General features: G+C 69.1%; 27 protein-coding genes. 13 read left to right on the plus strand and 14 right to left on the minus strand.

Annotated elements, in window-relative coordinates; all coding sequences use genetic code 11:
• Positions 1-25 precede the first annotated feature (25 nt).
• Positions 26-772: an NAD(P)H-binding protein gene (locus Q0066_RS02350; RefSeq protein WP_298129673.1), complete on the plus strand. Its 747-nt coding sequence runs from the start codon at positions 26-28 to the stop codon at positions 770-772.
• Positions 773-1007: 235 nt separating this feature from the next.
• Positions 1008-2522 (plus strand): FGGY-family carbohydrate kinase, encoded by a 1515-nt coding sequence (locus Q0066_RS02355; protein WP_298129675.1) that lies wholly within the window; start codon positions 1008-1010, stop codon positions 2520-2522.
• A 91-nt stretch (positions 2523-2613) separates the two neighbouring features.
• On the opposite strand, the gene Q0066_RS02360 is transcribed toward Q0066_RS02355, so the two are convergent.
• Positions 2614-4530, minus strand: a complete 1917-nt coding sequence (locus Q0066_RS02360) for a hypothetical protein (RefSeq protein WP_298129677.1) — start codon at positions 4528-4530, stop codon at positions 2614-2616.
• A gap of 285 nt (positions 4531-4815) precedes the next feature.
• Entirely contained in the window at positions 4816-5511 is a 696-nt protein-coding gene (locus Q0066_RS02365) for a TetR family transcriptional regulator (RefSeq protein WP_298129679.1), read from the minus strand.
• A gap of 54 nt (positions 5512-5565) precedes the next feature.
• On the opposite strand from Q0066_RS02365, the gene Q0066_RS02370 reads away from it, so the two are divergent.
• Positions 5566-6240, plus strand: a complete 675-nt coding sequence (locus Q0066_RS02370; RefSeq protein WP_298129682.1) for a DUF4386 domain-containing protein — start codon at positions 5566-5568, stop codon at positions 6238-6240.
• Here the strand turns inward: Q0066_RS02370 and Q0066_RS02375 are convergent.
• Positions 6210-6605, minus strand: coding sequence for a YchJ family metal-binding protein (locus Q0066_RS02375; RefSeq protein ID WP_298129685.1), 396 nt, complete (start codon positions 6603-6605; stop codon positions 6210-6212). The two genes, Q0066_RS02370 and Q0066_RS02375, sit on opposite strands and share 31 nt — an antisense overlap.
• Before the next feature lie 52 nt (positions 6606-6657).
• Between Q0066_RS02375 and Q0066_RS02380 the strand changes: the two genes are divergently transcribed.
• From Q0066_RS02380 to Q0066_RS02390, 3 genes are all read left to right on the plus strand, one after another.
• Positions 6658-7317, plus strand: a complete 660-nt coding sequence (locus Q0066_RS02380) for a class I SAM-dependent methyltransferase (protein ID WP_298129687.1) — start codon at positions 6658-6660, stop codon at positions 7315-7317.
• A gap of 5 nt (positions 7318-7322) precedes the next feature.
• A complete protein-coding gene (locus tag Q0066_RS02385) occupies positions 7323-8237 on the plus strand; it encodes an SDR family NAD(P)-dependent oxidoreductase (protein WP_298129689.1) in 915 nt (304 codons plus the stop codon).
• 220 nt (positions 8238-8457) lie between these two features.
• The gene (locus Q0066_RS02390; RefSeq protein WP_298129690.1) at positions 8458-8670 is read left to right on the plus strand and encodes a hypothetical protein; all 213 of its coding nucleotides are present in this window, start codon (positions 8458-8460) and stop codon (positions 8668-8670) included.
• Positions 8671-8871: 201 nt separating this feature from the next.
• Here the strand turns inward: Q0066_RS02390 and Q0066_RS02395 are convergent, their stop codons facing one another.
• The 4 genes from Q0066_RS02395 to Q0066_RS02410 are packed head-to-tail and all read right to left on the minus strand — an operon-like array spanning position 8872 to position 11918.
• Positions 8872-10326, minus strand: coding sequence for a HAMP domain-containing sensor histidine kinase (locus Q0066_RS02395; RefSeq protein ID WP_298129691.1), 1455 nt, complete (start codon positions 10324-10326; stop codon positions 8872-8874).
• Positions 10323-11015: a response regulator transcription factor gene (locus Q0066_RS02400; RefSeq protein ID WP_298129692.1), complete on the minus strand. Its 693-nt coding sequence runs from the start codon at positions 11013-11015 to the stop codon at positions 10323-10325. Before Q0066_RS02400 ends, Q0066_RS02395 begins: the two co-directional genes overlap by 4 nt.
• Before the next feature lie 53 nt (positions 11016-11068).
• Complete coding sequence (locus tag Q0066_RS02405) at positions 11069-11536, minus strand: low molecular weight protein-tyrosine-phosphatase (RefSeq protein ID WP_298129694.1); 468 nt, start codon at positions 11534-11536, stop codon at positions 11069-11071.
• Position 11537: 1 nt separating this feature from the next.
• Positions 11538-11918: a phage holin family protein gene (locus tag Q0066_RS02410; RefSeq protein WP_298129696.1), complete on the minus strand. Its 381-nt coding sequence runs from the start codon at positions 11916-11918 to the stop codon at positions 11538-11540.
• A 59-nt stretch (positions 11919-11977) separates the two neighbouring features.
• Here Q0066_RS02410 and argF point away from each other — a divergent pair, with 59 nt between their 5' ends.
• On the plus strand, positions 11978-12973 hold the full coding sequence (gene argF, locus Q0066_RS02415) for an ornithine carbamoyltransferase (RefSeq protein ID WP_298129698.1): 996 nt from the start codon (positions 11978-11980) through the stop codon (positions 12971-12973).
• 112 nt (positions 12974-13085) lie between these two features.
• Here argF and Q0066_RS02420 read toward each other — a convergent pair whose 3' ends face one another.
• Genes Q0066_RS02420 through Q0066_RS02430 form a run of 3 tightly spaced genes read right to left on the minus strand, consistent with a single transcriptional unit; the run spans position 13086 to position 15492 of the window.
• Positions 13086-13592, minus strand: a complete 507-nt coding sequence (locus Q0066_RS02420) for a universal stress protein (RefSeq protein ID WP_298129700.1) — start codon at positions 13590-13592, stop codon at positions 13086-13088.
• A gap of 17 nt (positions 13593-13609) precedes the next feature.
• Positions 13610-14971, minus strand: coding sequence for an MFS transporter (locus tag Q0066_RS02425; RefSeq protein WP_298129702.1), 1362 nt, complete (start codon positions 14969-14971; stop codon positions 13610-13612).
• A complete protein-coding gene (locus Q0066_RS02430; RefSeq protein ID WP_298129703.1) occupies positions 14968-15492 on the minus strand; it encodes an SRPBCC domain-containing protein in 525 nt (174 codons plus the stop codon). Before Q0066_RS02430 ends, Q0066_RS02425 begins: the two co-directional genes overlap by 4 nt.
• A gap of 257 nt (positions 15493-15749) precedes the next feature.
• On the opposite strand from Q0066_RS02430, the gene Q0066_RS02435 reads away from it, so the two are divergent.
• Positions 15750-16886, plus strand: coding sequence for a LacI family DNA-binding transcriptional regulator (locus Q0066_RS02435; RefSeq protein WP_298129705.1), 1137 nt, complete (start codon positions 15750-15752; stop codon positions 16884-16886).
• A gap of 45 nt (positions 16887-16931) precedes the next feature.
• Here Q0066_RS02435 and Q0066_RS02440 read toward each other — a convergent pair whose 3' ends face one another.
• Entirely contained in the window at positions 16932-17588 is a 657-nt protein-coding gene (locus Q0066_RS02440; RefSeq protein ID WP_298129708.1) for a GPP34 family phosphoprotein, read from the minus strand.
• Positions 17589-17741: 153 nt separating this feature from the next.
• Between Q0066_RS02440 and Q0066_RS02445 the strand changes: the two genes are divergently transcribed.
• Positions 17742-18227, plus strand: coding sequence for a SigE family RNA polymerase sigma factor (locus Q0066_RS02445; RefSeq protein ID WP_298129710.1), 486 nt, complete (start codon positions 17742-17744; stop codon positions 18225-18227).
• Entirely contained in the window at positions 18220-19479 is a 1260-nt protein-coding gene (locus Q0066_RS02450) for a hypothetical protein (RefSeq protein WP_298129712.1), read from the plus strand. Before Q0066_RS02445 ends, Q0066_RS02450 begins: the two co-directional genes overlap by 8 nt.
• A gap of 10 nt (positions 19480-19489) precedes the next feature.
• Here the strand turns inward: Q0066_RS02450 and Q0066_RS02455 are convergent, their stop codons facing one another.
• Positions 19490-20086: an HAD family phosphatase gene (locus Q0066_RS02455; protein WP_298129714.1), complete on the minus strand. Its 597-nt coding sequence runs from the start codon at positions 20084-20086 to the stop codon at positions 19490-19492.
• 129 nt (positions 20087-20215) lie between these two features.
• Positions 20216-21154 carry a zinc-binding alcohol dehydrogenase family protein gene (locus Q0066_RS02460; protein WP_298129716.1) on the minus strand — a complete coding sequence of 313 codons (939 nt, stop codon included), beginning with the start codon at positions 21152-21154 and terminating at the stop codon, positions 20216-20218.
• 60 nt (positions 21155-21214) lie between these two features.
• Here Q0066_RS02460 and Q0066_RS02465 point away from each other — a divergent pair, with 60 nt between their 5' ends.
• The 3 genes from Q0066_RS02465 to Q0066_RS02475 all read left to right on the plus strand — a co-directional run bounded on the left by Q0066_RS02465 (position 21215) and on the right by Q0066_RS02475 (position 24939).
• Positions 21215-21865 carry a TetR/AcrR family transcriptional regulator C-terminal domain-containing protein gene (locus Q0066_RS02465; protein ID WP_298129717.1) on the plus strand — a complete coding sequence of 217 codons (651 nt, stop codon included), beginning with the start codon at positions 21215-21217 and terminating at the stop codon, positions 21863-21865.
• Between the two features lie 187 nt (positions 21866-22052).
• Positions 22053-22685: a YdeI/OmpD-associated family protein gene (locus Q0066_RS02470; protein WP_298129719.1), complete on the plus strand. Its 633-nt coding sequence runs from the start codon at positions 22053-22055 to the stop codon at positions 22683-22685.
• Positions 22686-22746: 61 nt separating this feature from the next.
• Positions 22747-24939: a PEP/pyruvate-binding domain-containing protein gene (locus tag Q0066_RS02475; protein WP_298129721.1), complete on the plus strand. Its 2193-nt coding sequence runs from the start codon at positions 22747-22749 to the stop codon at positions 24937-24939.
• Positions 24940-25123: 184 nt separating this feature from the next.
• On the opposite strand, the gene Q0066_RS02480 is transcribed toward Q0066_RS02475, so the two are convergent.
• Positions 25124-26175, minus strand: a 1052-nt coding sequence (locus Q0066_RS02480) for an FAD-dependent oxidoreductase (protein ID WP_298129724.1), incomplete at its 5' end; no start/stop codon positions are given.

A 26175-nucleotide genomic window follows, 5' to 3' on the forward strand; every position in this document is an offset into this window, starting at 1 on the left:
TGGCGTGGAGTGACAGGCTGAAGGTATGCGCATCGCAGTGGCGGGAAGCAGCGGACTGATCGGCTCCCAGGTGTGCCGGCTGGCCGGCGAAGCGGGGCACGAGGTGGTTCGGTTGAGCCGCACCGACGGGGTGGACCTGCTCGACCCGGACGCCGTCGCGAAGGCACTGGTGGGTGTCGAGGCCGTGGTGGACGTCAGCCGTCCGAGCCGGATGGACCTGGCGTCTGCAAGGGAGTTCTTCACCACAGTGGCCCGGAACCTGGGTGCCGCTGGCCGAGAGGCCGGGGTGCGCCGGACGGTGGTGCTGTCGATCGTGGGCGTGGACCGTGGTCAGGACTACGACTGGTACGTCGCGACGCTGGCCCATGAGCAGGCGATCCGCGAGCATGCCCCGGGCGCACGGGTGCTGCGCACCACCCAGTTCCACGAGTTCCCCGGTCAGGTCCTGCAGCGGGCGCTGGCGGGACGGGCCTCGTCCGGGGCCGTGGAGATCATGGACGTGCCGACCCAGCCGGTGGATTCCGCCGAGGTGGCGCGGGCGCTCGTCGAGATCGCCACCGATCCCGGCTCGGCGGATCGCCAGCTTGCCGGGCCGCGTACTGAGCGGCTGGTCGACCTTGTCCGTGAGTTGGCTGCGCATGACGGTTTGGATCTGACCGTTGTGCCCGGACCTGCCTCGACGAGCATGGCCGGCGGGTCGATGCTGCCCGGTCCCGAGGTCCCCACCGCCGGGGTTGACTGGCACACCTGGCTGGAGAGCCGGCGCGGCTGAGGACCAGATCCGTTGGTTGAGCTTGTCGAAACCCTGCTCGCCGGGTCCATTCAGGGTCTCGACAAGCTCGACCAGCGGTGTCCGGCGGAGTCCTGACAGGCTCGACCAGCGAGAATCAGCGGCTTCCTAGCAGCGGCGTCTCGCGTCAAGTGAAAAGCTGAGCGGATTCGCACACCGGGCCGCACCGTCGCGGCGCCGGGTAGGCACAACGAGGTGCAGTCCGAAGGAGCAGAGAATGAACGAAGTGGTCATCGGCGTCGATGGTGGAACGACCGCTGTCAAAGCGGTCGCGTTCGCCCTCGACGGGTCGATCGTGGCGGCCCATCACGAGGCGGTCCCGGTCGACTACGGCACCGCGGGTGAGGCCGAGCAGGACATGAACAAGATCTGGGACGCCGTCGCGGCCTGCCTGCGCAGCGTCACCGAACAGCTCGGCGACACGAAGGTGATCGCCGTCGGGCTGACCGGCCAGGGCGACGGACTGTGGCTGGTGGATGCCGACGGTGAACCGGTCCGTCCGGCCGCGACCTGGATGGACGGCCGTGCCGCCGACCGGGTCCAGACCTGGACCGAGGACGGCCGCGCCGACAAGATGCTCGAAGTCACCGGGACGTCCGTCTTCGGCGGGCTGTTCCCGGTGCTGGTCGAGGAACTCGCCGCCACCGAACCGGACGCCGTCGCCCGCGCCGCCACCCACCTGAACTGCAAGGACTGGCTGCGGCTCAAACTCACCGGCGTCCGCTCCACCGACTACACCGAGGCGTCCCGGTCGTTCCTGGACGTCCGCGACGGCTCCGGCTTCTCGGCGTCGCTGGCCGCCGAGGTGGGGTTGTCCGAGATGATCCGGCTGCTGCCCGAGATCCGTCCGGCCGATGGCGAAGCCAGTCCGCTGTCGGCGCAGGGTGCGGCCGCGACGGGCCTGCCGGAGGGCACCCCGGTGGGCGTGGGCATGATCGACGTCGCGGTCACCGGCATGGGACTCGGCATCGTCGAGGACGGCGCCAGCTGGCTGATCCTCGGCACCACCGGCTTCGTCGGCACGCTGCTGCCGGCGGTCGCCGATCGCCGTTCGGAGCTGTCCATGGTGCTGGCCACCGGCCACGGCACCCAGGTCCTCGAGTTCATGGCACCGATGACCGGAACCCCCAACCTGGACTGGATCCGCCGCACCCTGACCCTCGACGACATCGGCTGGGACGAGATCGAGGCCACCGCCCGCCAGGTGCCGGCCGGCTCCGGCGGCGTCATCTACCTGCCCTACGCATCGCCCGGCGGGGAACGGGCACCCTTCCTGGACACCCGCGCATCGGCGTCCTGGCAAGGCATGTCGCTGACCACGACGCGCGCCGAGATTCTCCGGGCGGTGTACGAGGGTGTCGCCTTCTCGCTGGTCGAGTGCATCGAGGCGTTGCAGATCACCCGCGACCTGGTGGTCTCCGGCGGCGGCTTCCGTTCCGATCTGCTGTGCGAGATCCTGGCCGACGCCACCGGACTCAATGTCGTCCGTCAGGACGCCCCCGAGGCCGGTGCCCGCGGCGCGGCCGTGCTGGCGCTGGTGTCCGCGGGACGGTTCCCGGACGTGGCCGAGGCCGCTGCCTCGCTGGGCACCTCGATGCGGACGTTCACCCCCGACCCGGCCCACCGCGACGCCTACCGGCGCACCAGCGATGTCTTCCGGCACACCCGCGACGCCCTGCGTCCGGTCTGGCCCGAACTGCGCGAACTGCGGCGACAGAGCCGGGCCGAGTAGAGCGGCGCTGATTCAGCTCATCGTTGGCGAAACACCGTTGATCGAGCTTGTCGAGACCCATCCGAGGGGTCTCGACAAGCTCGACCGGCGACTACTTCTTGATCGTGAAGCCGGCCGTCGTGGTGCCACTCAGCGAACCCGGCCCGGTGAGGGTGAAGTTGCGGCTCTTGGAGCCCTTCTTCACCTTGTAGGTCAGCTTGGTGATCAGGGTGGCGTCCGACTGCTTGGTGCGGAGCAGCGCGATCAACTCGTCGAAGCTGTTGGTCGGGTCGCTGAACTCGTCGTCCCACTCGTCGCACATGGTTTCGCCGTTCTCATCGGCCTGACAGGGATCGAAGCTGGTCGCCCCGGTCAGCTTCACCGAACCCTTGGTACGGGCGGAGGCCGGCAGGGTGACCCGGAACTTCGCACCGGCCGCAGTGCCGTCGACCCGATCGTTGCGGACGACCTGGTACACCGGGCGCAGCGAATACTTGGTGCCCGCCTTCAAACTGCTGCCGGCCAGGTTGACCCAGGTATTGCCGCTCAGCCGCTGCACCTTCGACACCCGGTAGTTGACCGCGTCCGAAGAGAGCAGTTTGAGGGTGACGGTGACGCCGGTGAAGGTGACCTTCTCGTGGACTTGCTGGCTGATCGCCCAGACGTCGTCGGCGGGCGGCGTCCCGATCTCGTCGGGGAAGTAGTACCGGTCGTCGACCACCTGGGAGTTGCTCAGCGTGCCGGTCTTGCCGTTGGCCCGCTTGTAGCTGATCGTCCAGCTGACCTTGCCGGTGCCCGAGCTGTACTGATCGAGCTGCTCCATCGCCGCCGTGCCGACGAGTTCGGCAGTGGCCGCCGCGGCGGAGTCCGGGTAGGCCACGGTGGCGACGTACTTGTCGACCTGCACGCCCTTCGGGTTCTGCACCTTCACCGTGAGCGGGAATCCGGTGAGCGCGCCGATAGTGCCCCGAATGCCCGCGGAGCGGTCCTGCGTGAGCACGCCGACCGGGGCGTAGATCTGGGAGGTCTCCTTGAACGATCCCTGCACGCCGGTGCCGTCCGGGACGACCATCGCGGCCGAGGCGTTCGCCATCAGCATCGAGGTCTTGCCCTCTAGGTTCAGCGGATGGCCGAACGCCCACACGGTCTTGCCGCAGATCGCCGTCACGGTGCCGATGGAGCCGATCACCATGTCGCCGCTGACCATGGTCACCGCGATGTTGCCGCCCACGACCAACGGCTTCGCCGTCGCGGACTGCTGCGGCGCGGCGGCGAACGTGCCGCTACGCAGCAGGGAGGCGGCACCGGCCGTGCGCGGCGTCCGGGCCAGGGTGCGGTTGGTGAAGGCGTTCTGGGCAGTCCCGGCGGGCCCGGCGATGTTGACCGTCTTCACCTGGGTCAGCTGACCGCCGGCCAGCGACTTTCCGGCGACTCGAGTGCCTGCCGCGGTGACCTTCAGGCTGGTCGCGCTGACCCGCGCGCTCTTCGGCTGGCTGACGACCGTCGTGCCGATCGTCTTCATGTACTCGGCCGGAGTCACCCCCGCGACCGGGAGGTTGTCGGGGCTCAGCCGGTACGAGACCGCGCCGATCAGCCGTCCGTTGCCGTCGTAGACCGGCGAACCGGACATGCCGGCCCAGATGCCGGCCGCCTTGAGCCCGTTGCTGCCGTCGATGGTCGGACTGCTGAGCTTGAACAGCAGCAGGTCTTTGCCCTTGCCGAAGTAGCCCTCGATGAAGCCGATGTAGCTTCCGGTGAAGGCCTCGGGGTCGGTGCCGCGCACCACGGTCTTACCGCTGACGGTGTGCCCGGCGGCCCAGCCACGGGCCTCACTCACCGGAACGTAGGGCTGGCTGCCGTCGCTGCAGAATGCGGGGCTGGCCGCTTGGGCGGGAGGTGCCGCACTGACCAGGCCCATACTCAGGGCACCGGCGAGGACAACCGCCCCCAGGTGCCGTGGCCAGCGTGAGAATCTGGGCCGGCGAGCAGCTGCGTCGAGCGGGCGCACGGCATCGGTCGGATCAGTCATTGATCCGGCTCCTGTCCTGTCCGGGAGGGGGTGAGATCAGGCGGACCGCAGGCGGCGACGACATCGGACAGGGCGGCCCCCGAACTAGTCCCCGCACGGCCCGCGCTCAACGTAGCAGGCAGCACCAAGCACCTTCACGGGCGCTAAGGAAAAGTTCAGCGGACGGTTAGAAGCTGCGTTGATCGACAGCTCGCGTTCGTTGAATGTGTCGCTGCGTAGCGCTGGTTGAGCTCGTCGAAACCTATGGGCCGGGGTCTCGACAAGCTCGACCAGCGGTGTCCGATCTCACCTCGAGGACGGTCCCGCCGTTCGAGGCGAGGCCCAACCGGAGGCATGCAGCCGGGCGAAGGCGTCCAGCAGCAGGTCCAGGGTGAAGGCGAACTCGTAGTGGCTGTCGCAGCCGGCGCCGCCCGTCCGTTCCAGCGAGTCGAGGGTGATCGCGACGATGTGCGGGAAGCGTTCCCGCGCCACCCGTTCCAGTTCCGCGGAGTTCTCCGGGGTGCTGGTGGCGGCATCGTCGAAGGCTTCCGGGCTGAACCCCCAGATGCGGTGCCCCAGGGCGTGCATGGCGTGATGGGTGAGATCGGCCGACAGGCCGCCGCCCAGTAGATCGCCGGCGACGGCGTCCATGTGGGCGAGCACGGTCGGGGTGCGGTGCCGGCTGGCCTCGATCGCGGATCGCAGCCACGGGTGCAGCACCAACGCGTCGCGGGCGCCGAGGATTCGGAACCGGGCCGATTCGCGCCAGTCGAGACCGGGTTCGGGGGCGGGATACCCGGCGACGACCGTGTCGATCATGCCGGCCACCAGGGCGTCCTTGCTTGCCACGTGCTTGTAGAGGGCCATCGGAACCACGCCGAGTTCGCCGGCCAGGCTGCGCATGCTGAGGCCGTCGAGGCCCTTCTGGTCAGCCAGCCGGACGGCCGCGGCGAGCACCCGGCCCCGGTCGAGGGGGAGGCGTGGCGTGGGCTCCGTTGACATGGTGTACATCGTACGCCTAACCTGTGGTGTACGCCGTACACCTAGGAGGTTCGGATGTCCGCCGATCGTCGCCTCAGCCTCGTGGCCGGGTTGTGCTACCTGGTCACCTTCGTCACCTCCATGCCCGCGTTGGCGCTCAAGCAGCCCTATCTGGACGGCGCGCCCGGTGCTGATCCGACGGCGCTGCGGGCGGCGTCCGGACTGGAGATCGTGCTGGCCATGGCCTGCCTGGGAACCGCGGTGGCGTTGTTCCCGATCCTCCGCCGAAGCTCCGAGCCGCTGGCGCTCGGCTTCCTGGGCTCGCGCACGCTCGAGGCCGGGTTGGTGCTGCTCGGTGTGGTCAGCATGCTGGCTGTGCCCGCGGTGGGTTCGGACGTCTCGGCACGAGCGGCGCTGGTCGCACTGCACGACTGGGCGTTCCTGATCGGGCCGGGCCTGCTGCCCGCGGCCAATGCGGCACTGCTGGGTTCGGCGCTGCTGCAGGGCCGGCTGGTGCCTCGGGTGATTCCGCTGGTGGGTTTGGTCGGTGCTCCGCTGCTGACCGTCAGCGCTTGTGGAACGCTGTTCGGCTGGTTCGACCAGGTGTCGGTATGGGGTGCGGTCGGTGCGCTGCCGATCGCGCTGTGGGAGTTGGCGCTCGGGTTGTGGCTGACCTTCCGCGGCGTCCGGGAGACCCGGCTGGCCGAGTCGTCGGCGAGCTACTCGGCGTCCGGGGTTGCGGCCAGGTAGACCCAGCGGCTGCCGCGGCGGACGAACGCCGACCGCTCGGTGAGAGCGCCGGTGTGTCCATCGAGGCGGAAGTGAGCGACGAAGTCGACGATGCCCATCATGTCGTCGGGACCGCCGTCCACCCGGTCGACGACGTCCAGGCCAGTCCACTCTCGGTCGTCCAACTCCAGGGTGTCCGGACGGGTGCGTGGATGCCAGGTCCGCAGCAGGTACTCGGCATCGGTGAGCGCGAACGCCGTGTAGCGGGACCGCATCAGCGCCTCCGCCGTCGGCGGCCACTCCTCGCGACGCAGGTACGGCGCGCAGCATTCGGCGTAACGTCCGCCGCCACAGGGACAGTCGGCAGTGCCGGGCAGATCGGTCATCGCGCCTTATCGTGCCATGGTCGCTCGATTAGGCTGCATTGGGGAGGCGAAGATGAGTTCGACGGAAGCGGTTATCGAGTCGGCCTGGGATGCTCCCGAGTCGGTCTATGACCGGGGCGCGGCCACCTATGACGCGATGGTGAGTTCGCGGCTGTACAACCGGCTGGCATGGGGGACCGACCCCGCCGACTACGCCGCCTTCGCATGCGACGCGGTCGAGTCCGGCGATGGCCCGCTGCTCGACGTGGCGGCCGGCACCGCGACCGCGACGGCAGGCGCCTACCTGGCGAGTGCCCGGCCGGTGGTGCTCACCGACCGATCCAAGGGCATGCTCGAACTGGCCGCGCGCCGGCTGACCGTCGACGGACGTCTGCGTCCCGGCACCCGCTTCGTTCAGGCGGACGCTTTCGCGCTGCCGTTTCCGCCGGGCGGCTTCGAGACGGTGCTCTGCTTGGGCTTCTTGCACCTGGTCGACGACATCGTGTCGTTCGTGGACGGCCTGCGCGCCCAACTTCGACCCGACGGCCGGCTGTTCGTGAGCTCGCTCGTCGCGGCGTTGCCGCTCGGGACGCGATACATCGGGTTCCTGCATCGCCTCGGCGAGATGGCCACGCCGAGGACGGCGGACGAGCTGGCCGATCTGTTCGGCGTCCCGGTCCGACGCCGCGGCTCGATGGCGTACCTGGAGTTGGGCGCTCGAACGGGAGGATGAGGCAGATGAGACTCGGAAAGATCCGCGACCGGCTGGTTCCGTTGCCGCTGCCCGATCTCACCGGACGCCGTGCCGTGGTCACCGGCGCGAGCGCCGGCATCGGGCTCGCCACCGCCGCCGCGTTGGCCGGCGCGGGTGCCACGGTCGTGCTCGCCGTCCGTAGCCGGCAGCGCGGTGAGGACGCCGCGGGCCTGATCCGGCGGCGTCACCCGGAGGCCGACCTGACTGTGGAGACGGTGGAGCTCGGTTCCTTGGCGAGCATCGCCGAGGCGGCGAAGCGGATCGGCGCCCAGCCCGTCCATCTGCTGGTGAACAACGCGGGCCTGGGCAGCAGCGATCCCGCGGCGCTCACCGAGGACGGCTTCGACCTCCAGATCGGGGTGAACCACCTCGGCGCCTGGGCATTGACCGCCGGGCTGTTCCCGGTGCTGAGGGAATCGGGCGGCGCCCGGGTCGTGACGCTCGGCTCGACCATGTCCGAACGTGGCCGGATCGAGGCGGACTTCGGCCGTCCGACCGGCTCCACTGTCCGCTCCTACTGTGACTCCAAACTGGCCACGGTCGTCTTCGCCACCGAGCTTCGCCGACGCGCCACCGAGGCGCACGTCGACGTCCTCGCGGTACCGGCCCACCCGGGTTGGTGTGACACCGCGATCTTCGCCAATGGCGGCCCGCCCGCTTTCGTCACCGTGATCGGCCGGCTCACCGGCGCCATTCAGACGCCCGCCGACGGGGCGCAGCCGGTGTTGCTCGCCGCCACCGTTCCGCGTCCGGGCGACTACTACGGTCCGCTGAAACACCGCGGCTCGGCAGGCCCGGCCGGCGTGGTGGCACTGCCTGCCCCGGCTCTCGATCCCGGGGTCGGGCAACGTCTGTGGGAACGCTCCACGGAACTCACCGGAGTCGGTTTCGACCTCTAGGGAAGGGCTGGTCATTCACGTCATCCCGGGCTCTCAGGCGGGAGATCCCGGATCAAGTCCGGGATGACGAAGGGGGAGCTTTGATCAGCGCATCCCTAGGAGCGCCACCCGCTGCCTGAGCGTGCCGACGCTCGCGTCGCGTCACGTCGTCCGAGGTCTCGACACGTTCGACCCACGGAGTTCGACGCTCCCTGACCGGCCCCGCAGTAGAATCCGACCCATGGCCGAGACCCGCAAGTACCGTCCGTCCGGCAGCCTCGTCGGGGACGCGGTGCGCGCGGCGCTGGGCGAGAGCGTCCGTCCTGTGACGCCGGGTGGCCGGCCGGACCCGACCGACGAGACCGCGAAGGCAGAGCCCGAAAGCTCGCCGGCGGTCACCGTCCGCACCTTCACCTTCGGTGCCCCGCGCCGTCCGGACAGCGCGGACCAATGACCAGGAATCCCGCTCGGCTGCGTCGCTGGTTGCGGCGGTATGACGGGTTCGCGGGACGAGTCAGCGCTGTGGGCTGGGACTACGTCTCGAACAACTGCGAGAACCGGCGTATCTCACACAATGCGACGGCGCTGCCGAAGGCGCCCTGAGGTCAGGTCGTAGGTCCTCGGGTCGAGCATGCGCGACCCGAGTCCGCAGTCGCTACGAAGAACTCAGCTTCGGCAACAGCGTGGTCGGCTCTTCGTCCGTCTCGTCTTCGGGGGGCGTCGCGCTGCCGGGCAGCCGGACGATGAACTCGGCGCCGCCCTCCGCCGAGCGGCCCGCCTTCACCCAGCCGCCGTGCGCCTTGATGGTCTGCGCCACGATGGACAGGCCCAGACCCGAACCGGGGGTGTTCCGGGCGGTGGGTGAGCGCCAGAACCGGTCGAACACGTGCGGCAGGTCCTCCTCGGCGATCCCGGGACCCTGATCCGAGATCCGCAGCCGGTCACCCTCCAGCAGCACGTGGACGGTACCGCCCTGGGGCGAGAACTTGACCGCGTTGTCGAGCAGGTTGGTGATCGCCCGCTCGAGGGTGTCGGGCTCGCCGATCAGATAGAGCGGGTTGAGTTCGACGTCGAAGGTCAACGAAGGTCCGCGTCGCTTGGCCCGAGCGATCGCGCTGCGCACCACGTCGCGCAGGTCGATCGGTTCGGGGTGCGGCTGAACGACGTCGTCACGGCTGAGCTGGACGAGGTCGCCGACCAGGGTGGTGAACTCGCCGAGCTGGGCGGCGATGTCGCGCAGGATGTCCGCCCGGGCACCCTCGGGCAGCATCCGGCTGCGTTCGTCGGCGACCAGTAGCTCGACATTGGTACGCAGCGAGGTGAGCGGGGTGCGCAACTCGTGACCGGCGTCCGCGATCAGCCGCCGCTGGCGTTCACGTGAGGACTGCAGCGTGCCGAGCATCGTGTTGAACGAACGGCCCAGGTCGGCCAGCTCACCGCCACCACCCTCGATGGCGATCGGGGTCAGTTCGCTGGTGGCGGTGACGTGCGTGACCGCCTCGTTCAGCCGCCGGATCGGCCGGATCGCCGAACGGGCGATGACGAAGCCGATGGCGCTGGAGACGCCGACGCCGAGGAACCCGAAGATGGCCAGCGACCAGCCGAGCGTCGCCATGATGTTGTTGGTGGCCTCCAGCGGACGCCCCAGCACCAGCGCGTAGTTCTCGGTGCCGGCCTTCAGCGGCACCGCGACGATCCGGTACGGCTGGCCGTTGGACGCCTCACCGGTGCGTGCCGACGAACCCTGCTGACGGCGCGCCACCGAGAGTTCTTCGACGCCGGGAATCAGACTCACCGTGGCGCCGGGCAGGGTGCTCACCCGGTTGTCGGCGCGGACCAGCATGACGGTGACATTGGCTGCCTTCAGGGCGTTGGTGTCCAGGCCGCCCATGCCCTCGATGTCGACCGCCACCCAGTTCGCGGTGACCGCCGCGACATCGACCAGCTCACTGTCGAGCTGGTTGTAGACGGTCACCCGGGTGATCAGCCATGCGGCCACACCGGTCAACGCGACAGCGGTCGCCACCGCGAGAGCCACCAGGACGGCGAGCCGGTCTCGCAGCGGCCAGTCCCGGGCGGCGAGTAGCCGGTTCAACCAACCGGTCGTCACGGGGGAGTCTCGCGCAGCACGTACCCGATTCCGCGGACGGTGTGGATCAGCCGGCTTTCACCCTCCCCCTCGGTCTTGCGTCGCAGATAGCCGATGTAGACCTCGAGCGAGTTGGCGGTGGTGGGGAAGTCGAAGCCCCAGACCTCGTTGAGCAGCCAGCCGCGCTCGAGCACCTTGCGCGGATGCTCCAGGAAGGTTTGCAGCAGGGCGAACTCGGTGCGGGTCAGGCTGATCCGGCGTCCGGCGCGCTGCACCTCGCGGGTCTGCGGATCGAGCGACAGGTCGGCGAAGGTCAGCACCTCGCTGTCGGCGTGCTCCTGCTCGGCCGGCTTGGACCGCCGGGTGAGGGCACGCAGCCGGGCCAGCAGCTCGTCCAGGGCGAACGGCTTCGCCATGTAGTCGTCGGCGCCGGCGTCCAGGCCGTCGACCCGGTCATTGACCGCATCGCGGGCGGTGAGCACCAGGATCGGCACATCGTTTCCCGTGGAACGCAGCATCCGGGTGGTCTCCAGGCCGTCCAGCCGGGGCATCATGACGTCCATGATCACGGCGTCCGGACGCAGCGCGGAGAGCCGGGCCAGCGCCTCCAGGCCGTCGCCCGCCGCGGTTACCTCGTAGCCCGAGTACTGCAGCGAGCGGGCCAAAGAGTCCCGGACGGCCTGATCGTCGTCGACAACGAGGATGTGCATAGGGTTCAGCCTGCCATGTAGTGCCGCCGTGGGGTGTGGCGACCGGCCCGATGCTATCCGACGAGCTCTCGGACTCGCTCCAGGACGCCCGGCATCGCGGCCTCGACGGCGGCCAGGGTGCCGCGGAAACCGTCGGCCGAGCCGTACCAGGGATCGGGCACACCGGAGCCGGGTGCTGCGTCCGGATCGAAGTCGGTGAGCAGGGCCAGATTGTCGGCGTCCGGGACGAGCCGGCGCATCCGCGACAGGTGCAGGTCTTCCATGGCGATCACCAGGTCGGCGTCGCGGATCTCGGCGGCGGTGATCTGGTGGGCGCGATGGCCGCCGGTGGAGTAGCCGGCCTGGGCCAGGACGCGCTGCGCCCGCGAATCGATGGGTTCGCCGAGCTCTTCGCTGGACGTGCCGGCCGAGGTGAACCGCACCCCCTCGAGACCCTCGCGTTCAGCCTGGCCGCGGGCCACCCGTTCGGCCATCGGCGAGCGGCAGATATTGCCCCAGCAGACGAAGATGACGTCGATCACGTCAGCGGTTCACGTCACTCTTGGAGGTGAACGACGAGTTCAGGATGAACGACACCAGCGACACGATGAGTGCCCCCCAGAAGGCGGACCAGAAGCCGTCGACATGCCAACCGATGTGCAACTGCTCGCCCACCCAGGCGGTGAGCCACAGCAGCAGGGCGTTGATCACCAGCAGGAACAGGCCCAGGGTGAGCAGCAGCAGTGGCGCGGAGGCGAATTTGAACAGTGGCTTCACGATCGCGTTCACCAGACCGAAGATGATCGCCACCCCGATGATCACGATCAGATTGTTCTGCGGCTGGTCACTGTCCATATGGATCCCCGGCACCACCCAGGTGGCGAACGCGAGGGCGGCAGCGCTGAACAGGAAACGCATCACCATGGCGGCGATTCTGTCATGGCAGAGTTCTCCTATCGAATCGACCGACAGATGGGCTCGCCGTGAACCTGCGCCAGCGTCACTTCCTCAAGGAGCTTGACTACACCCCCGCCGAATGGCGGGAACTGCTCGACCTGACCGCCGAGTTGAAGAAGGCGCGGAAGGCCCGACGCGAGGTCAAGCGGCTGGACGGCCTGACCCTCGCGCTGATCTTCGAGAAGCCGTCCACCCGGACCCGTTCGTCGTTCGAGGTGGCCGCCTACCACCAGGGCGCCAACGTCAGCTATTTCGACGAGACCGGCGCCCACATGGGCCACAAAGAGTCGATCGCCGACACCGCGCGGGTGCTCTCGCGCTTCTACGACGGCATCCAGTACCGCGGCTCGCGGCAGCAGATCGTCGAAACCCTCGCCGAGCACAGCAGCGTGCCGGTGTGGAACGGCCTGACCGACGAATGGCACCCGACCCAGAGCCTGTGCGACATGTTCACCATGCGTGAGTCGTCCGGGCTGGACGACCGCGACATCAGCTTCGCCTATATCGGCGACGCCCGGTTCAACCAGGGCCGTTCGCTGCTGATCGCCGGCGCGATGATGGGCATGGACGTCCGGATCGTCGCGCCCGAGGCGTTGCAGCCCGACCCGGAGCTGGTGGAGACCGCACGCCGGATCGGCGCGGCCACCGGAGCCCGGGTGACCATCACCGAGGAGGTCTCGGCGGTGAAGGGCGTCGACTTCGTGCACACCGACATCTGGGTGTCGATGGGGGAGCCCAAGGAGGTCTGGGCCGACCGGATCGAGCTGCTCACCCCGTACCGGGTGACCACCGAGCTGTTGGAGCGCACCGAGAACCCGGACGTGAAGTTCATGCACTGCCTGCCCAGCTACCACGACCTGGACACCACGGTCTCGCAGCAGATCCTGGACGAAACCGGCCGCGAGGTGTTCGAGGTGACCGAGGAGGTCTTCGAGTCGCCGGCGTCGGTGGTGTTCGATCAGGCGGAGAACCGGCTGCACACCATCAAGGCGATCCTGGTGGCGACGCTGGCCGGGCACTGAACCGGACGCCGTCGCACCCGCCACCCACTAACCGCTCGCCGAACTACTTTGGGCTCGCTGAATTCAGCGAGCCCAAAGTAGTTCGGCGAGCGCTCGGGGCGCGGGGAAGCGGTCAGCTGGTGGTGGCGTCCTCGGGTACCTCCAGTTCGCCGCTCTCGAACTCGGGACGCACGATCAGCACGTCGCAGCGGGCGCGCTTGAGTACCTCCTCCGCGGTAGACCCGAGCAGGCGATCGGCCAGCGAACGGTCGTGCAGCGCCCCCAACACGATCAGGTCGGCGTTCTGCTCACCGGCGGTGGCTACCAGCGCCTCGGACGGCTCGCCGTCGATCAGCAGCGCCGCGGTCACGACGGCGCCCTCTTTGCCGGCGACCGCCATGGCCTCGCTGAGCGCAAGGCCGGCGGCTTCGCGTCCGAGCACCTGGCCGACCCGGGCGTCGCCGCCCAGGGTGGTCACGTTCTTGGCCTCGTCACGGCGGGACATCTTGGCGTAGGCGCAGACGATCACGAGATTGGCATCGTCGTGGTTGGCCAGCCAGGCGGCTCGCCCGACGGTGGGTTCGGCCAGTGACGAGCCGTCCGTGCCCACCACGATGGTTCGGTAGTCCTTCATGGTCATCGACTCATTCCTTCCGGTCAGTGGCCGGCCATAGGCATTGCGGTGACGTCATCGACGTCTCGGACGGTCCGGGGCTCCTTGATCCAGAGCATCAGCACGGCGGCGATGGCCAGGAATGCTGCCGCGAACAGGATCGCGTTGCCCGGCTTGTCACCCAGCAAGGTGCTGTAGATCCACCCGAAACTGACCGACTGGATCAGCATCGGGATGACGATCATCATGTTGATGATGCCCATGTAGACACCGAATCTGGTGGACGGGATCATCCGGACGGCCATGATGTACGGCACGCCCATGATGGACGCCCAAGCGATGCCCAGGCCGATGATCGGCACCAGGATCAGGTACTGGTTGGTGATCGCAGGCACAGTCGCCAACCCGGCGGCCGCCAGCAGCAGGCAGACGCAGTGGACGAGTTTCGCTCCGCGCTTCTTGGCGAAGGCGACCAGAGCGAAGGCAACGCTGAAGGTGACGATGTTGTACCAGCCGTTCACCAGGCCGGTCCAGGCGACCGCCTCTTCCTTGCCCTGCTGGGTGTGGGGGAACATCGTGTCGGCGATCGTCAAGGCGATGAACTGCCAGTAGATGACCATGCCGTACCACTGGAAGAAGTAGACCACCGCGAGTTTGTGCAACTCCGGCGGCATGTCCCGGAAGGCTTCGCCGATCTCTTTCAGGGCCGCACCCAGGCCGCCCTTCTTGGCACGCAGCGCGGCCAGTTCCTCGGGGCTGGGCGGGATCTCGGGGGTGCGCAGCACCGAGATCAGCACGGATCCGATCGAGCAGACCGCGCCGAGCATGAACGAGCCCAGCACCCAGTAGGGGATGCCGGCCTCGGTGCCACCCTCGATGAACTTCTGGAAGACGAAGAGCGAGACGTTCGCGAGCGTGATGCCCAGGCCGGTGAAGAAGGACTGGGCAAGGAAGCCCTTGCCCAACTGGGACGGCGGCAGCTTGTCGGCGATGAACGCCCGGTACGGCTCCATCGCGGTGTTGTTGCTGGCGTCCAGCAGCCACAGCAGTAGCACCGCCATCCAGACCGCGGTGACGAACGGGAACAGGAACAGGCACAGGCTGCAGCCGATGGCGCCGATCAGGAAGAACGGCTTGCGGCGTCCCCAGCGGGGGCTCCAGGTGCGGTCGGACATCGCGCCGATCAGGGGCTGGATCAAGAGTCCCGTGATCGGTCCGGCGAGGTTCAGGATCGGCAGGTCGTGGGGATTCGCGCCGAGGAACTCATAGACCGGGTTCACGGCCGTCTGCTGCATGCCGAAGCTGTACTGAATGCCGAAGAAGCCCAGGTTCATCACCAGGATCTGCGGCATCGACATCAACGGCTTGGTCCGAACAACGCTCACCTTGGCCGTGTCGGTGCTCATGCGCTGGCCCCCTTGCCCTTGCTGCCGTCGAGACCCGTGCCGTCGAGGAAGGCGGCCAACCTGGTCAGTTCCTTCTCCCAGGCCTGGCCGTGCCAGCCGGCGACATCGGGTTCGTAGGGGCCTTGGATGATCCGCACCAGGGTGCGGTCGCGGCCCATGTCGTTGAACTCGACCCGCAGCTCGAGGGGCACGTCCGGGTCGATGCCGGGATCGCCGGTGATGCGCTCGCGGGAGACGAAGACATCGGGCTCGAAGTACTCGGTGTAGACGCCGTCGGTGGCTACCCGGGTCGTGGGGTCCGTGTCGCGGACCTTGACGTGGTGGTGCCGGCCCCCGAGTTCGGTGCTGCCGCGCACCGTCTCCTCCTCGACGTGCCACCCTGGAGAACCCCGCCATCGGAGGAGTTGCTGGGGATCCGTCCAGGCCCGGAACACCTGTCTCCGGGGGCTTTCGAACTCTCGCTCTACGGTGACGATCACATTGGCTGTCACGCCCGTCCACCTCACTGTGGTTGTCGGCATCGACGTGAACCGGCAGCTTCGGCCGCGAGCACGCGTTTGCACTGTGTGGAAATCTTGCTCAGTGAGTTTCACAGAACCCCCGGTTGGGTTGCAAGATGCGCGCAGAGATTTCCATCAATGTGACGTCGCTGCCGTGTCGCGCGGCCGATCGTGCGCATGGTTGCACGGTGCTGGTGCAATCCCGCTCAGGCTCTTGCGCGAGCCTGCCCGGTGTCACCACGGGGAGCGACCGCGAGTCGATGTCGTAGGGTTGGCGCGTGACAGGGCAGCCGGACGCGCCGAAGCGGGTGCAACGCACGCGCCTCGCGGACGTTGCCGCTCTCGCCGGTGTCTCTGTCGCTACCGCCTCGCGCTCCCTGGGAGACAGTGAGAAGGTCTCGCCGCAGACGCGTCGTCGAGTGATCGAGGCCGCTCGCGAACTCTCCTACGGCGCGGTCGCGCAGCAGGATGCCGTCACAGCGGGGCCGCGTCGCACAGTGGCCATCATCGTTCCGTTCGTGACCCGCTGGTTCTTCGCCGAGGCGACCGTCGCCGCACTGGACGTCCTGCGCGGCGGTGGGTATGACGTCCTGCTCTATCACCTCGGCGACGCGACGGCGCGGGATGACTTCTTCTCCCGGATGCCGCTGGAGTCTCGCGTCGACGGCATCCTGTCGCTGTCGATGCCACTCACCGAGGTGCACACCCTGGCCCTGCGCGCACTCGGCCTGCCGTTGGTGAGCATCGGTTCGCACATCGACGGCTTCCCCTCCGTGGGCATCGATGAAGAGGCCACCGCCCGGCTGGCGGTGACCCACCTGCTGAACCAGGGCCATCGGCGGATCGGGCTGATCGCGGGTCGGCCCGACGACACCCGCTTCGACTTCACCGCGTCGATGAGTCGCCGGCTGGGTTACGAGGACGCGCTGGCCTCGTTCGGCCTCGGCTTCGACCCCCAACTGGTGGTCGAGGGACCGCACGGCCTCGACGGTGGGGCCATGGCGATGACGGAGCTGCTGACCAGACCCGACCTGCCGAGTGCGGTGTTCGCGGAGTTCGATGAGCTTGCGGTGGGTGCGCTGTGGGCGCTGCGTCGGGCAGGTCTGCGGGTGCCGCAGGACGTCTCGGTGGTCGGCATCGACAACGCGGACATGGCGGAGTTCGTTGATCTCACCACTGTCGCCCAGGACGTCGGTGCGCAGGGCCGAGCAGCCGCGCGGATGCTGCGGCAACTGCTGGGCGATGAACCCGGCACTCCGGCCGCGGAGACCGTTCTCCATCCGGTCCAACTGTTGTTGCGGGGCACGACCTGTCCGCCCGCCTCTCGACGGCGCACTCCCGTCTCAGCCGGGGAGGGCGCAGCTGACTGGGGCCAGTCGGATCCGCCGGAGCCGGAGTCCGGCCGCCGCGCGTGAGCACCGGGATGTCGGCGAGGAGAAACGGCGTGTCGATGACGGTTCTCAGCCGGCGGCTGCGGCGTCCCGGTTCTGGAAGGCGCGCTCCATCGCCTGGGCGGGCCAGTACTGCTTGAGCAGTTCCTTGCCGCGGCGCTTCACCGCCCGCTTGTCGACGCCGCGACCCCGGTCGATCACGGACGCGACCAGACCTGAGCCGGTCAGCAGCGCGGCCAGGGACGCCACATGCGCGTCGGGTGTCGCGCCGAACAGGAACACCGCGTCGAGTTGTTCGTACAGGGTTGCCTCGTAGCGTCCGTCGACGCTCACCCAGCGGGTGGTCGGCACCAAGCCGAGCACGCGATGCGGCGTCCGGCTGACCAGCTCGGCCTGGGCCAGCCGGTCGTAGACCACGTCGACAGCCTTGTGATCGACCAGTTTGTGGCCCAGCCGTTCGACCAGCGTGGACAGGTACCAGTTCGGCTTGCGGCTGATCACGGTGAGTGCCTCGGCGAGCAGTGAATCGGCCGGCCAGGCGGCGTCCGGGACGGCGACGACACGGTTCTTCCGCACCGACTCGCCCGGCTCGGTGGTGCGGACGTTGCCGGCCAGCGCCAGGTCGCTGAGCAGTCCGCCGGCCACCAGCAGGTCGGTGTAGCGGGCCAGCCTGCGGCCGCTGGTGTCGTCGGTGGCGAGCAGCAGGATGTCTTCGGTCAGCAGCATGGTGCCCCTCTCGGTAGCCCGCGGTGGATCTTGACCTCGCTACGCCGCTCATCGGTGGATCGAGGTTTAATGACAACGATCATGCCCGTTGCTGCAACGTGGCGGCCCGTCGCCGCGTGTGTGCAGGGTATGACGCTTGTACAGGAGGCGCCGGTGACCGTCAGTCGGTTCGAGGACTACGTCGCCACCCGCTCGGTGGCGCTGCAGCGCTTCGCCTACCTGATCGCCCGCAACGCCGAGGACGCCCGCGACCTGGTGCAGGACGCGCTGCTCGGCCTGTATCCACGATGGACGCGGGTGAGTGGCGCCGGTGACGTGGACGCCTACGTCAAGCGCAGCATCGTCAACGCGAGCATCAGCCGCTGGCGCCGCACCGGACGTGAGCAGGTTAGTGACGAGCTGCATGCCGTCACCCCCGACCATGCCGGCGAGGTCACGGACGCCGAACTCGCCTGGCAGCTGTGCGAAAGCCTGCCGCCGCTGCAACGGGCCGCGGTCGCGCTGCGCTTCTACGACGACCTGGAGTACGCCGAGATCGCGTCGATCCTCGGCTGTGCCGAGGCAACCGCCCGCTCCCACGTGCACCGGGCCCTGACCCGGCTGCGCACCCAACTGATCGAGGACGACACCGATGACTGAGCGCAACACGCCCGACGAGGATCGGGACGACCGGGCCGAGCGGGCCCTCCGCGACGCGCTGCAGCAGCACGCCGACGAGCCCGACTTCCAGCCCATGGAACTTCCCAAGACCGTTGTCTCCCGGAGCGGGTTGCCGCGCTGGTTACCGGCGGCGGCCGCGGTCGTGCTGGTGGCCGCCGTCGCGATCCCGCTGGCGATCAGCCGGTTCTCGGGCAGCTCGCCGAGTTCGGCCGTGCCCGCTGCCGCACCCGAGAGCGGACCCAGTGATGCGGCGTCCAATGCCGAGCCGACGGCGTCGGCACCGGTGTCCAGGCCTGGCTGGCGCTGGGAGTCGTACCGGGTGCTCAGCTACCAGGTGCCGCAGCGCTGGGGGTATGCCTACGCGCCGCGCGCGGACTGGTGTGCCGATCGGCCGAAGCCCCCCTCCGAGCCCTTCGTCGCGCTCGCCGCCGAGTTGATGCCGATCCGGGCTATCGGTTGCCTGGGGGACCTGCCCGCCGCGTACCTGCAGACTTTCGTCTCGGTGCGTCCGGTGAACCAAACCGACCGCGGTTGGAAGCTCCCGGCCGGCTGGACGGCGACCACCAGTGAAGAGGTGGACGGCTATGTCGTCGAGGTTGTGCACACCGACGCCTACGCCTCGGTGGCGAAGCAGATCGTCGCCTCCGTCCGGCCCATTGGCGCGATCGATCCGAACGGCTGTCCCGCCCGGAGTGCCTTGGATCCCAAGGTGTTGAACTCGTCGGTGGCGGGCAAGGCGTTGGTGCCGGTCACGCTGTGCCAGTACGACCTCGCGACCACGCCCGCGCAGCTGGTGGCTTCGAAGCCGCTGGCGGACAACGACGACGATCTGGACCACAACGCGCGGCAGGTGCTGGCGGCGCTCGCGAAGGCACCCAAGGGCAGCGGTCCGGACGATACGTCCTGCGAGGTGGTCGGCGACACCGCCGTGCTGGTCCGGCTGCAGGACGGCTCCGTCCCCTCGCTCGGGTCGGACGTCGTGGTGCGCTACTCCGGCTGCCAGGGCAACGGGATCTTCACCGCCACGGGTAGTCGCAAGCTGACCTTCGAGGCCTGCCATGCCGTGCTCCAGCGACCGCTGATCTTCACCACCGGGTTCGGCTCCGCCGCCAAGTTGTGCGTGCCGCCGAAGGAAGTGGTCGACGGGCCAAGCCCCAGCAGGTCGCCGAGGGCCACGCCGCCCGCGTCGGTACCTCCGCCGAGCCCACGTCCGTCGCAGAGCCGCAAATGACGGAGCCGGGTTAGAGCACGCCGCAGTCGATCAGCCAGTTCCGGGTGTCGGCGTCGTCGACCCACAGGTGCGCACGCCATCCGGCCTCCAGTGCGCCTTCGACGTTCTCGGGGCGGTCATCGACAAAGGCGATCTCGGACGCCGCCACCCCCAGGTCGGCGGCGGCATGGTCGTAGATCTCCCGCCGCGGCTTGGCTGCCCCGATCAACGCCGACACATAGACGCGGTCGAAGTGCCGGCGCCACGGTGCCGCCTCGATCGCGTCGCCGAGCACCCGGGGCGCGTTGGAGAGCAGGCCGGTGAGCCGTCCGGACGCCTTGGTGTCGGCGATCAGCTGCTCGGCCGAGGGCCGGATCCGGGTCCAGATCGTGGCGTCGGTGGTGGCCAGCAGTTCCACGTTGTCGGTGGAGGCCGGCAATCCGAGCCGGGTCAGGAACGGTCCCCAGTAGGCCTCGTCCGGTGCGCCCTCGTCGTAGTCGCGGCGCCCCTCCCAGTAGCCGGCGGCGAAGTCCTCGGTGGTGACCCCGAGCAGGCCGGCCGGATGCGAGTGGATGTCGGGCGGTGAGGCGAGTACCTGCCCCAGATCGAAGACGACGGCGCGAATCATCGGACCATCATGGCGTCTTCTGTCGCTGGCTTTCTCGTCATCCCGGCCTTCTCGTCATCCCGGCGGACGCCGGGATCTCGGCACCGGCCTGACTGCCCCGGTCCCGAGAGCCCGGGATGACGGTGGGACTCAGAACACGACGACGGCCCGGTGCTCGGTGCTGGTGTCCGCCCAGGCGGTGGCGACGTCGTCCAACGGATAGCTGACGGCGTCGACCTGGACGGCGCCCGAGGCGATCAGCTCGGCGTAGCTCGCCGCCGCCCTGGCCAGCACGTCGTGGGCGACCGAACCGGCTCCGCTGCCGCGCAGGGTCACCGACCGGCTGCGCAGCACCGCCGCCGGCACGGATGCCGTGGCGCCGGCCGTCGCCCCGATCTCGACGTAGGTCACCGGATGGGCAAAGGTGGCGAGCCCACGGGTACCCAGCGCGGTCAGGGCAACCTCGGCAACCGGACCCCAGAGGAAGTCCAGCACCAGATCGGGTTGGTACTCCGCGACCGCATCACCGAGCGCGTCGGCGTCCAGCGACACGGTGGCGCAGCTGCCGAGCTCGGCCGTCCGCGCCAGGGCGTCCGGATTGCGGCCGGCCGCCAGCACCCGCGGGACGCCCAGCGCTCGGCAGTTCTGGACGGCGAGCCGTCCGGCGCTACCGGTGGCGCCCAGCACCAGCACGGACGCCTGCTCGGGGTTGGTGAGGTAGCTGGTGAGTGGTAGCCAGGACGACATTCCGGGGTTCATTCCGGCGGCCAGGGCCACCGGGTCGGCCTCGGCGGGCACCGGCAGGGTGAGCCGGACGGCGGCCCGCTCGGCGAAGGTGCCGTAGGGATCGACGGTGAAACCGGTGTAGCACAGGGTGCCGTCGGAGCGCCGGGCGATGCCATCGACGCCGGGGATCTTCGGCCAGCTGTCGGTGGAGCCGTAGTGGTGTCCGGAGACCAGGCTGCGGACGACAGGATGGATGCCGGCCGCGACGATCTCGACGAGTTCGGCGCCGGGCGCGAGCTCGGGTTCGGCGAACGTGCCGGCGACCGGGGCCTCACCGGGAGCGGTGACGACTGCTGCGCGCATTGTGACCTCCATTGAACGATGTTAAATGCTTGCGGCTCCAGTATCACTTAACATTGTTCAATGATCAAGCCGGGTGGTGTCGGACGCGGATTGACCCGCGAGCAGATCGTGGCGGCGGCGTTCGAGGTGCTCGATGAGCACGGCCTCGACGGGCTCACCATGCGCCGGGTCGCCGGGCGACTCGGCGTCCAGGCGGCGGCGCTGTACTGGCACGTCTCCGACAAGGCGGATCTGCTCGACGAGATGGGCACCAGCATGTGGCGCACGGCGACCGTCCCGCTGTTCCGCGAGCCGGACCAGGATGTGGCGCGGGGGCTCACCGATGCCGCCCGGTCATTTCGGGCCACCATGCTCGCCCACCGCGACGGCGCCACGGTGTTCGCCGGCCGGCGGCTCACCGACGTCAGCCTCGTCCAGGTGCAGGAACGGCCGCTGGCGGCGCTGGTGGAGGCCGGGCGAAGCCTCGAGGACGTCCTGGACACTTGGCAGATCGTGATGCACTTCACCATCGGTTGGACGGCGGAGGAGCAGGGCGTCCGGCAGGCTCGCGAGGCTGATCCGCACAGCTATGACCTAGCCGAACGTGACGCGCGGCTGGGTGCTGACACCCATCCGCTGATGGCGCAGGCCGGACGGCTGATGTTCGCCGACCCCGAGGCCCGCTTCGAGCGCGTCCTGTCCCGGCTGGTGGGTGCGCTCACCCGAAACTGAGTCGCGGCCCGCCCTCCGCTGGTCGAGCTTGTCGAGACCCTGCTCGGGTGACCAAGAGAACCGTCCCCACGGTCACCGGGACGGTTTCCACGGTCAGCGGGGACGGTTTCCACGGTCACCAATTGGGACGAAAAGAACCGTCCCCTCGTACCGGAGGTTTGTCGGAGGCGGCTGTCATGATGTCGGGATGGCGACCTGGATCGGTGGAACCGACGATCGTCCGGCCCGGTTCTTCTCCGGCCCGGACGCCTTCGACGCCTGGTTGGCCGAGAACCACGACCGCGAGACCGAGTTGTGGATGGGGCTGTTCAAGAAGCACGCCGCCGATCGTGGGCTGACCTGGCCGGACGCGGTCCCGGTCGCATTGTGCTGGGGCTGGATCGACTCCTCGATGCATCGGCTGGACGAGGACACCGTCCGGCAGCGTTGGACGCCGCGCAAGCCGGGCAGCAACTGGAGCCAGGTGAACGTCGCCCTGGTCGGCGAGCTGACGGCGGCCGGGAAGATGCGGCCACCGGGCGTCGCGGCGTTCGAGCGGCGGCGTCCGGATCAGGTCCCCTACAGCTACGAACGTGGCGGTGAACTCGCCCTGCCCGATGCCTACGAGGCGGCCCTGCGAGCCGATCCGGCGGCGGTGGCGTTCTTCTACGGACGCGCGACGGCGTCCTACCGACGGGTCTGCGTCGGCTGGGTGATGCAGGCGAAGACCGAAGTCACCCGGCAGAAGCGGCTCGCCGAGCTGATCGCCGACTCGGCTGCCGGCCGGCTGATCAGACCGCAGCGCTACGGCGACATCCCGAAGTGGGCCCGCTCGGAGTAACGCCGACGCGATGTCGATCCTCGCTGACTAGGGTGACCTGCACACCCCGAAGGAGCGCGTCGTGTACGGATTCCTGCCTCGCCTGATCACGCCACCAGAGATCCTCGTGCCGCCTGCGGCACGACTGCACCGGCTGGCCGGCCCGCCCGTGGAGCCCGCTCCCGAGTCCGCGGCGCTGGGGTTGTCGCTACCCCGGGTCGACTCACCGGAACTCTTCCAGGCCATCTCGCAACCGGCCGCGGACCTCGTCGCGAACGGACGCCTGGCGAAGGTCTTCGTCGACCGGCGTGACCCGGATGCCCCACACGTCGCCTTCGTGAACGGCAACTTCATCCGCAACGGCAGCACCCCGGACGCCGCCAAGTACCACTACCTGTTCGGCCGCGAGGTCTTCCAGATCCCCGAAGACCTGGACGAGTTCAACCGGCTCACCTACTTCACTGCCGGGCCCAAGCGGTACGTCGCGGGCGTCCTGCACAGCTACGCGCTGGCCGGCCGCCCACCCGTGCTGGGCATCCAGTTCTATCCGCAGGACGTGATCGCCGAGGAGGACCTGCGCGACGCCGTCCTCGAGATCGCCGGGCAGATCGAGCTGCCCGGCATGGCGCTGGCCTTCGTCCAGACCGGCACCCAGCAGACCACGGCGCGGGTGGCGTCCGACCTGGCGGGCGCCGGCATCGAGGTGCTCACCCTGGACGACATCCTCGGCTCGGTGACCTACATCCCGCTCAACCAGGCCGAGGCCTGGGGGTGGCTGCGGATCTTCCCCACCGACCCGGACGAGCTGCGGCCCACCGACATCGTGGTGCTCGACCAGTTGCCGCTCGACCTGTCGGTGGTCGCCGGGGTGCTGACCCGGGCCGTCCAGGACACCAACTCGCACGTCAACCTGAAGTCGAAGGAGCGCAACACGCCCAACGCAGTCCTCCGTGACGCCGGCCCGGAGCACCCACGGCTGGCCCCGTTCGCCGACACCCCGGTGCGCTACGTCGTCCGCGGCGACGACTTCGTGATCGAGCCGACCACCGCCGAGGTCGTCGCCGCCAAATTGGCTGAACGACTGGATCGTCCGGTGGTGCAGATCGGTTGGGAGCCGGAAGCCGAACTGCGCAGCTACGACGAGATCGGGCAGCGGAGTGCCGCCGAGACGCTCGCCGCCGCCCGTCGCTACGGGTCGAAGGCGGCCAATCTGGGGTTCCTCGGGCATCGTCAGGTGCTCGGACGCGCCGCTCAAGCCGGGACTCCGAGCGCCCGGCTCGGCTACGACCTCACCCCGCAGGGCTTCGGTGTGCCCTTCCAGTGGTACGCCGACCTGGTCGCCCATCCGCCGAACGCGGCCCTACGGGAGTCCCTCGACGTTCTGATCGGCCGGGAGGCCGCCGGCGACCTCGCCCCACGCGAACTGCGCGACCTGGTCGCCGCCGTGCAGGACGCGTTCCTGGCCGCCGAGTTCCCGCCGCGACAGCTGGAGACGATTCGGGCCCGGGTGGACGGCCTCGGGGTGAAGAGGCTCAAGGTGCGGTCGTCGGCCAACGCCGAAGACATTCCGGGCTTCGACGGTGCCGGGCTGCACGACAGCTACTCGGTGAGGACCAAGATCAAGGACGTTCCCGGCCAGACATGCATCGTCATCGAGGAACAGGACGACGGCGGCGAGAGCAAGCGGAAGGTCGACCCGCGGGCGCTCGGCTGCGCGCTCAAGGGCGTCTACGCGAGCCTGTGGAACAAGCGGGCCGTCGAGGAACGTTCGTTCGCTCGGATCGATCAGCGCAGCGTCGCGATGGGGTTGGCTGTGGTGCCCGCCTACGACAGCGAGGCCGACGTGGTGGCCAACGCCGTCGTGGTCACCCGGGTCCTCAACACCGACGCGGTCTACGGCTATTCGCTGTCGATCCAGCAGGGCAACAACCTGGTCACCAACCCCGATCCGGGCACCCACAGCGAGTTGACCATCGCCGCCTTCCTCGCCGACACCGAGCCGATCAGTTTCACCGTCACGCGCTTCGCGAAGCCCACGGCGTCCGGGCCGGCGCGGACGACGCCGGTGCTGGCGAGTGACCAACTCACCGCGCTGGTCGATCTGGTGCGGACGATCGAACGCGCCTACTGCCGAGCCAGACCCGGCTACTACCCGGGCCCCTGCTCCGAGGTCACCTCGGACAACACCAAACCCCGCTCGCTGGATCTGGAGATCAAGGTGCTCGCCGACGGACGTTTCGTGGTGAAGCAGGTCCGCGAGTTCGGCGGACGCTGAGGCATTCCGAAGACGGCCACCGTTGGTCGAGCTTGTCGAGACCTCGTCAGGCCGCCCGTCCTGCTCGTCCTCCCGGGCTCCGACCCGCGATCTCAGGATCCGGGTCTCGACAAGCTCGACCAGCGGTAGTGGCGGCAGGACCGCTCGGGTGCGCTGGGCCTCGACGAGTTCGACCGGCGGGTGACTACAGGCCGAGCATCTCGATCGCCGCCCTGGCGGCGTTGTGACCGCCGACACCACTGACGCCTCCGCCGCGGCGGGCACCGGCGCCGCAGAGCAGGATGCCGTCGTGACCCGAGTCCACACCCCACCGGCGGGCGGGGGTGTCCAGCGGGTCATCGGCGTCGGCCCACGGCCAGGACAGCCCGCCGTGGAAGATGTTGCCGCCGGGCATCGCCAGGGCCTCCTCGATGTCGCGGGTGGTCTTCACCTCCAGGCAGAGCTCGCCGTTGCCGTCGCGGGCCAGCAGCGGCTCGACCGGTTCGGCCAGCACCGATTCCAGGGTGCTCAGTACCGCGGTGCGCAGCAGCGCCCGCAACTCGTCGTTGCCGTACTGATCGACCAGCCGGTCGGGCAGGTGCAGGCCGAACAAGGTCAGGGTCTGCCAGCCCTTGGCCTGCAGTTCGGCCCCGAGAATGCTCGGGTCGGCCAGCGAATGGCAGTAGATCTCGGCCGGCAACGGATCGGGAATCCGTCCGGCCCCGGCGGCGGAGAACGCCGCCTCGAGCTGGGTCATCGACTCGTTGATGTGGAACGTGCCGCCGAACGCCGCCTCCGACGGCAGGTCTTGACGGAGCCGGGGCAGCCGGGTGAGCAGCATGTTGACCTTCACCTGGGCGCCCTCGACCCGTTCGGGCGTCTCGCCGAGCAGCCGTGACAGCACGGACGGCGCGGCGCCGCACAGCACCAGATCCGCCGTCAGCCGATGCTCGTCGTCACCCTCACGCCAGGTGACCTCGCCGTCCGGGGTCAGGCCGGTCACCTCCGCTCCGGTGACGATCCTGGCGCCGGCCGCCCGGGCCGTCCCCTCCAGGCTGGTGCTGACCACGCCCATGCCGCCGATCGGGACGTCCCAGTCGCCGGTGCCGCCGCCGATCACGTGATAGAGGAAGCAGCGGTTCTGTTCGAGGGAGGCGTCGTTCATCGACGCGTAGGTGCCGATCAGGCCGTCGGTGGCGATGACGCCGCGGACCAGGTCGTCGGCGACCGAGGCCTCGATCAGCTCGGCGATCGGCC

Source organism: Micropruina sp. (assembly GCF_027492755.1).
Classification (GTDB): Bacteria; Actinomycetota; Actinomycetes; order Propionibacteriales; family Propionibacteriaceae; genus Micropruina.

Coding starts and splice junctions, on each gene's coding strand:
- Q0066_RS02355 (WP_298129675.1), top strand. CDS start 1,008: ATGAACGAAGTGGTCATCGGCGTCGATGGTGGAACGACCGCTGTCAAA.
- Q0066_RS02420 (WP_298129700.1), bottom strand. CDS start 13,592: ATGACCATGAAGGACTACCGAACCATCGTGGTGGGCACGGACGGCTCG.
- Q0066_RS02430 (WP_298129703.1), bottom strand. CDS start 15,492: ATGCCGACAACCACAGTGAGGTGGACGGGCGTGACAGCCAATGTGATC.
- Q0066_RS02450 (WP_298129712.1), top strand. CDS start 18,220: ATGACTGAGCGCAACACGCCCGACGAGGATCGGGACGACCGGGCCGAG.
- Q0066_RS02400 (WP_298129692.1), bottom strand. CDS start 11,015: ATGCACATCCTCGTTGTCGACGACGATCAGGCCGTCCGGGACTCTTTG.
- Q0066_RS02470 (WP_298129719.1), top strand. CDS start 22,053: ATGGCGACCTGGATCGGTGGAACCGACGATCGTCCGGCCCGGTTCTTC.
- Q0066_RS02410 (WP_298129696.1), bottom strand. CDS start 11,918: ATGGTGATGCGTTTCCTGTTCAGCGCTGCCGCCCTCGCGTTCGCCACC.
- Q0066_RS02460 (WP_298129716.1), bottom strand. CDS start 21,154: ATGCGCGCAGCAGTCGTCACCGCTCCCGGTGAGGCCCCGGTCGCCGGC.
- Q0066_RS02375 (WP_298129685.1), bottom strand. CDS start 6,605: ATGACCGATCTGCCCGGCACTGCCGACTGTCCCTGTGGCGGCGGACGT.
- Q0066_RS02365 (WP_298129679.1), bottom strand. CDS start 5,511: ATGTCAACGGAGCCCACGCCACGCCTCCCCCTCGACCGGGGCCGGGTG.
- Q0066_RS02425 (WP_298129702.1), bottom strand. CDS start 14,971: ATGAGCACCGACACGGCCAAGGTGAGCGTTGTTCGGACCAAGCCGTTG.
- Q0066_RS02370 (WP_298129682.1), top strand. CDS start 5,566: ATGTCCGCCGATCGTCGCCTCAGCCTCGTGGCCGGGTTGTGCTACCTG.
- Q0066_RS02440 (WP_298129708.1), bottom strand. CDS start 17,588: ATGCTGCTGACCGAAGACATCCTGCTGCTCGCCACCGACGACACCAGC.
- Q0066_RS02390 (WP_298129690.1), top strand. CDS start 8,458: ATGGCCGAGACCCGCAAGTACCGTCCGTCCGGCAGCCTCGTCGGGGAC.
- Q0066_RS02465 (WP_298129717.1), top strand. CDS start 21,215: ATGATCAAGCCGGGTGGTGTCGGACGCGGATTGACCCGCGAGCAGATC.
- Q0066_RS02385 (WP_298129689.1), top strand. CDS start 7,323: ATGAGACTCGGAAAGATCCGCGACCGGCTGGTTCCGTTGCCGCTGCCC.
- Q0066_RS02360 (WP_298129677.1), bottom strand. CDS start 4,530: ATGACTGATCCGACCGATGCCGTGCGCCCGCTCGACGCAGCTGCTCGC.
- Q0066_RS02455 (WP_298129714.1), bottom strand. CDS start 20,086: ATGATTCGCGCCGTCGTCTTCGATCTGGGGCAGGTACTCGCCTCACCG.
- Q0066_RS02350 (WP_298129673.1), top strand. CDS start 26: ATGCGCATCGCAGTGGCGGGAAGCAGCGGACTGATCGGCTCCCAGGTG.
- Q0066_RS02380 (WP_298129687.1), top strand. CDS start 6,658: ATGAGTTCGACGGAAGCGGTTATCGAGTCGGCCTGGGATGCTCCCGAG.